The sequence below is a fragment of the Allobosea sp. 05T433 genome (genome assembly GCF_056396065.1).
The window spans coordinates 1-5,651 of record NZ_JBFTKS010000070.1 but is presented as its reverse complement, the minus strand read 5'-3'; the positions used below and the strand labels follow the sequence as shown (position 1 = coordinate 5,651).

General features: G+C 61.6%; 6 protein-coding genes and 1 pseudogene. 2 read left to right on the top strand and 5 right to left on the bottom strand.

The features are described 5' to 3' along the window. Positions 1-615: TCP-1/cpn60 chaperonin family protein (locus AC1DGP_RS34600; RefSeq protein ID WP_476833228.1), on the top strand; the 615-nt coding region annotated here is incomplete at its 5' end. A gap of 910 nt (positions 616-1,525) precedes the next feature. Then, the gene (locus AC1DGP_RS34595) at positions 1,526-1,735 is read left to right on the top strand and encodes a cold-shock protein (protein WP_441509217.1); all 210 of its coding nucleotides are present in this window, start codon (positions 1,526-1,528) and stop codon (positions 1,733-1,735) included. A 217-nt stretch (positions 1,736-1,952) separates the two neighbouring features. On the opposite strand, the gene AC1DGP_RS34590 is transcribed toward AC1DGP_RS34595, so the two are convergent. The 5 genes and pseudogenes from AC1DGP_RS34590 to AC1DGP_RS34570 form a co-directional block, all read right to left on the bottom strand. Then, a complete protein-coding gene (locus AC1DGP_RS34590) occupies positions 1,953-2,345 on the bottom strand; it encodes a hypothetical protein (RefSeq protein ID WP_476770750.1) in 393 nt (130 codons plus the stop codon). Between the two features lie 98 nt (positions 2,346-2,443). Further along, positions 2,444-2,668 (bottom strand): annotated as a pseudogene (locus AC1DGP_RS34585) (SMC-Scp complex subunit ScpB); the annotation flags it as partial. 1,048 nt (positions 2,669-3,716) lie between these two features. Beyond that, entirely contained in the window at positions 3,717-3,842 is a 126-nt protein-coding gene (locus AC1DGP_RS34580; RefSeq protein ID WP_441509178.1) for a hypothetical protein, read from the bottom strand. Positions 3,843-3,975: 133 nt separating this feature from the next. Next, positions 3,976-4,188 carry a hypothetical protein gene (locus AC1DGP_RS34575; protein ID WP_441509179.1) on the bottom strand — a complete coding sequence of 71 codons (213 nt, stop codon included), beginning with the start codon at positions 4,186-4,188 and terminating at the stop codon, positions 3,976-3,978. A 312-nt stretch (positions 4,189-4,500) separates the two neighbouring features. Further along, entirely contained in the window at positions 4,501-4,686 is a 186-nt protein-coding gene (locus AC1DGP_RS34570) for a hypothetical protein (protein ID WP_476770749.1), read from the bottom strand. Positions 4,687-5,651 lie beyond the last annotated feature (965 nt).

Genomic DNA, 5,651 nt, shown 5'->3' with positions numbered 1-5,651 from the left:
ATCGAGGGCCGCGTTGCGCAGATCAAGGCGCAGATCGAGGAGACCTCGTCTGACTACGATCGCGAGAAGCTCCAGGAGCGTCTGGCCAAGCTCGCTGGCGGCGTCGCGGTGATCCGCGTCGGCGGCGCGACCGAGGTCGAAGTCAAGGAAAAGAAGGACCGCGTCGACGATGCCCTGAACGCGACCCGCGCTGCGGTCGAAGAAGGCATCCTGCCGGGTGGCGGCGTGGCGCTCCTGCGCGCGCTCCAGACCGTCAAGTCGATCAAGACCCAGAACGACGACCAGAAGACCGGCATCGAGATCGTCCGCAAGGCGATCATGGCCCCGGCCAAGCAGATCGTGGACAACGCCGGTGATGACGGCGCAGTCGTGGTCGGCAAGCTGCTCGAGTCGAAGGACTACGCCTACGGCTACAATGCCCAGACCGGTGAGTACGGCGATCTGGTCAAGGCCGGCATTATCGACCCGACCAAGGTCGTGCGCACGGCGATCCAGGACGCGGCTTCGATCGCCGGCCTGCTGATCACCACCGAAGCGATGATCGCCGAGCTGCCGAAGAAGGACGCCATGCCGGCTATGCCGGGCGGCGGCGGCATGGGCGGCATGGACTTCTGATCGTCCAAGTCTCTCTACGTCTCCAAGGAAGGCCCGGCGCAAGCCGGGCCTTTTTCTTATAGGCAGCGAAAGGCTTCTGCTTTCTATCGAACGAGCTTGATCGCTCGGTGGACCGTGGCCGGAACACGTAGACCGTGCCGGAGATCTCATCGGCGCCGACGTCCACTCCGTCAGTTGCGATGACCCCAACTCGGGCGCGACATGCCGCCTGAGCCAGCCGCGCGGACGCATCACCCGCCACCATTGCCCCCGCAGGTTAGCTGGCGTCGGTTTTACTCCAGTGGACACCGTCGCAACTACCTCGAAGCTGGGTTTGGCTGAGAAGAACAAGTATCTGGCTGCTGTTCGCATGGGTCTGCGGGCAACGGTTAGATAACATTCCGGCATCCCTGCTTCTTGCGGAGCAGCCATCGGGCCGCCTAGGCTGGGGAAGTGGGAGGGGAAGCTCTATTCGACGCGGGTCAGGATCAATCGCGGCCGTGGTAGCCGGGAATTGATCGCGGCCTTTGAGGTCTCAGAGCTTCCCCTCTCCATTTTGGTTCTTGGATTACCGTGGCTTTGCTCAGTCGCCGGCAACTTCTATTTATTAATCTCGTGCTCGCCATTGCCCTGTTCGGGCCATCAACGCCTGGGAACGACCGACCTGTCAGCCCGGCCAACACAAATAAAGATTCCGCCCCGTCGGGGTGTCTCGCAACGACGGGGCGATAAGGTGCTTAACCAGTTGCGTCACTCTGTGGTGACGGCTGCCAACCCTATAACGCCAATCCAGTCTACCGAGAATCGAGAGATACGCTGTTCCAACAAGAAAATGCCAATCACCTTGGCCTACGGCATGACGTCAACACTTCGGCTTGCGCAATTCGAGCGTCGTGCGATGCTGGCTTGTCGATTAATTAAAAGGTGGCTTATGGCGACGGGAACAGTGAAGTGGTTTAATTCGACCAAGGGCTTTGGCTTTATCCAGCCGGACGATGGCGGCCAGGATGCCTTCGTTCACATCAGCGCGGTCGAACGAGCGGGCATGCGCGACCTGCGCGAAGGACAAAAGATCTCCTACGAGCTCGTGCCAGACAGGCGGTCGGGCAAAGCGTCAGCCGAGAATCTTCGCGCCGAGTGAGGCCTCAGATTGAATGCGAGGGCCCGGGCGGATCCGCCGACATGCTCTCGGCTCAGTTCCACCGCTCGGATCCGGGTCATCAAAGGGGAGGCTGTCGCGTTCTGCGTCGCCCTCCCCTCGGCGCCGCCGCCCTAGGTCAGCTGGTGCAGGGCAAAGCCGGGCTGCGGCGTGCTGACAAGCCGGCCGGCCACCACGGCGTCGATCCCCATCACAGTGCTCAAATCGCAACCCAAGACGCCAGCGCGACCGACGTTACGACCATCACAAGCCATTCGGCGCGGTAGAAACCGAGGATCTCCTTAGTCGAGCGACCCTCGACGACATCCGTTGCCCGATCCCGCGCCGCGATATGAGGGTCGTAAACGAAGCCAAGACCCGTCAAAAACGCGACCGCCATTTCTTGGTCGATATCACCGACCAATGACCAGACCCTTGGCCCGACGGGGAGAAAGCCGTTTTGCAGGCACAGCTCAGTGTCAAGATCGACCCCTTCGATCTCGAACTCGTTCGGCGTTTTCCGGTAGGGGTGTTTTTGCATCGCAAGCGCAACGTGCGTGCCGTTTCTTGTCTTGGCGAAAGCAAACATGACATCGTGGGGGCGGTAGGCCATCGCAACTCTCCCTCAACACACATTCGTACCTTAGAGCGGGCCGGCTCGTCTTCAAGCGCGCCAATCCAGACTTTTGAGTACGGCTGAACGATCCCAGGTCAGAGGCGAGGCTCAGTTCCACCGCTCGGATCCGGGTCATCAAAGGGGGAGAACGTCGGCGCCGCTCGTCGGAATCGCCTCGCCAGCAGCGTGTCCTTGCTCAGCAGGCCCGCATCCTCGAGCTTCTCGAGATCGGGCAGGTCGCGCAGGCTGGCGAGACCCAAGACCGCCAGGAATGTCTTCGTCGTCACATAGGTATAGGGCGCCCCCGGCTCCGGGCTGCGGCTCTGATGGAGGGAACCAGCCCGAACTCTGGGTCCACGGCCACGATCACGGATCACACGACTACCGAGTGGACCGCACCCGCGTCCTGGCAATCAGGCTGGCTATCCAAATCTTCACGGTGATCGAGAAAATCCGTGGTTCGATCCCCTCTGTGTCGTCGAGGTCTGATCGAGCGATAGAACCACATGCGGCTTTTGAGAGGGCTGTCAGACGTGCATTAGATCTTAACGACGACGACACTGCCCGGGAGTTCTGGTCTGCACGGGCCAATCGGGATTGGATCCACGCGGACGGCGACGTGGTAGGCTACTCGTTCCGGGCGGCCGGTGATCTGATCGCCGAGGTTCGCGGCCAAGGCTGCTAGCTGAATTGGTATTGATGCGGTCCCGTCGCGGTCGTGTCCGATCGCGTTCGCGCGGCAATGGCACACGAAGACTGGCGCCCGGCAACGACGCGCTCGCGATCAACCATGGACCTCTTCTCGACCACCCGAAGCGGCGCGGGCGGAGCTCAGTTGCGATATCGGGTCGATGTCGATCGAGCCATGCGGTCGCCTCGGCGCCATCGACACGGCACTCGAATGTCGGCCAGGATGGATCCTCCCTCGACTCGATCTCCAGCCGATCCCGCGCGTAGCGGATCAGTTCGCTGATCGCTTCATATCCAGTCCGGAGCTCGAGGGCGTCAGCGACCCACGGCGCCGACCAGCCCCGTTTGGCGAGAAGCGCAATGGCGGCCGGATCGGCCTCGTCGAACCAAGGGGTTGCGTCGAACTCGACCAGCGTGGGATGATCTCTTCGCTACTGGCCAGGACGCCCACCGTGAGTTCTGACTCACTGTGGAGAACGAAGGGACGCCGGCTTTCCTCGAACGTGGGTCCGGCATCATGCATTGAACTGAGGGAAGTCGCACTCGGACACCTTGCCATCCCTCCCTTTCGGCCGATGATGATCGTGCGGCCGAGCCGCGAGGCTCGGTGGCTGTCCGGGCTCGCTGGGCAGCCGGCCGGCTGGATCAAGCCCCCCAGCTCCCTGCCGGCCCGCGCTCTTATTTGACGGCGATCGGGATGACGATGAGCCTAGCGAGCGCCAGCACGATCGCAGCGCGCAGCCAGACAGCCTTGACGGGATTGCCCGCAAGCATGTGATGCCCCCACGCGACGAATGAACTCATACGCAGCTTCCCGCGGCTGACACATCCTTCGCGACGGAACAGCTCCATCCGAAGGACGTCATCACGAGCAGTCGCGCGGTGCTAGCCACGTTGGTTGCGCGCGGCAGCGCTCAACTCAGTCCGACACAAGCTCTCATCCGGACGCCGTTGCGAGTGTCACGACCCGCGAAAGCGGGCGCCCATCCGGCGCACAGAATCCCTCAGCGCGACCCTCAACGATCCATTGCTCGATCTGCCTGCCGACCGCTTCGCCTTCCTTCTCGCGGTTGGCGGCATAGTGGTCGCGTTGCTCTCGCTCCATTCTCTCGAGCTGTTTGAGCCATTCCGCGTAGGTGATCGTCGCCATCCAAGCCTCCCCGCCGCGACACACATTGAGGCAGTATTCGACATGCGGCTTGGTTACCCTCGTAAAGGCTCTCCTTGACGCCGAAGATTACTTTGTTCGGGGTGAGACCAGTCTTCGGACCGGCGAAGCATACTTCAAACTCGACGGCATCCAGGAATCCATCCGGCCGGTCCGCGAGAACTGTCGCTGGTGACTACAACGAGTGGATACACGAACGCCCGCCATCGTTGGCGGTATCGGCGGGGACGTAGGCTGAGCAGCTAGTCGAAGTCCATCTCTCGCCACCCGATCCCGCACGGGAATTCGCTCGAGCTAACGCAGGATTGGGAGGTCTCCAATATTTACCGCGCCGAGCTGGCTTTGAAACGTCGTCGTTCGGTCGGCACTCTGCTGTTGCGAGACCCCGGAGATCATGTGCTCACCGGTGTCATAAACCGTCCGTTTGGTTCCATCGTCGATGATCAGCCGACGGGCGGTCGGAAAGAAGGCATAACGCATGTCGTTTTGGCTTCCCGCTGTCGCTGGGAGACCAAACTCGGCGGGCCAGCCTAATTCGTTGCTCCGCGCTGGATGGCTTTTGCTTGCGCGCTTTGCCACATCCATCTCGATTTCGCCCCTCTGGAGCCCATCAGCTAGGTCGTGAAGCACTCCATCAAGCTTCCCCTTGTCGCGGCATTGAACATGTCTCCGACCATGCTCATCCCGCCGGCGATCCATTGGGCCATCCCACCAAACTCAGGATGAGAGAATTGGGCCATCTTGCCATGACCGCGGCGAAGCGTTGCTAACGCGACCTCTACCGCGTCTATTCCCACCCCATGCTTCCGAGCGGTCCTGGCAACTAGGTCCTCAGCAAGGCCATGCTCAGTGTGTTCCTTTACGGAGAGCGCTCCGTTCCGGATTGCAGCCTCTTGTTCCGGCGAAAGAGGATTTCCGTTTCCGTCTTTCATGGCAGCACCTTGACGCCCTGGGCCAAGTTTAGCGCGCAGCCCCCACCGAAACGGATGTTACTACTCAATGTTCCTCGGAGTCATTGCCTTCTCGCGAAGCGACGCGCGCGCTGCGGTTATCCGCCGGGGGCCTTGAGAATTGAGCCGGCGCGTTCATCTGATGGAACGCTGCCGGCTCTCATCACGGCGTTCCCTCCCCGCGACGCCACTCTCCTACCTGCAGCACCATGGCCGATGCCATTATCCTTTCGTCGGTATTGAAACCTCTGGCTGTTTAGGGGGCCGATCCTGTGCTGTGGGCCTTCCCCCAGCAGCAGCTTGACTCGAACTCGATCCGATCAGGGTCAAGACGCGCGACTTCCGGTGACGGTGAATTTGGCCCACAGGGCCATGGCGGACATTGCATCCTTCTGGCACGCTGCCGTCGGAGGATGCCCATGGTCGCGACATCATGCCTGCGCACACTCGCCGACACGGATGAACCTGTCGCTGCCCCCTCGCACGAGGGCCTAC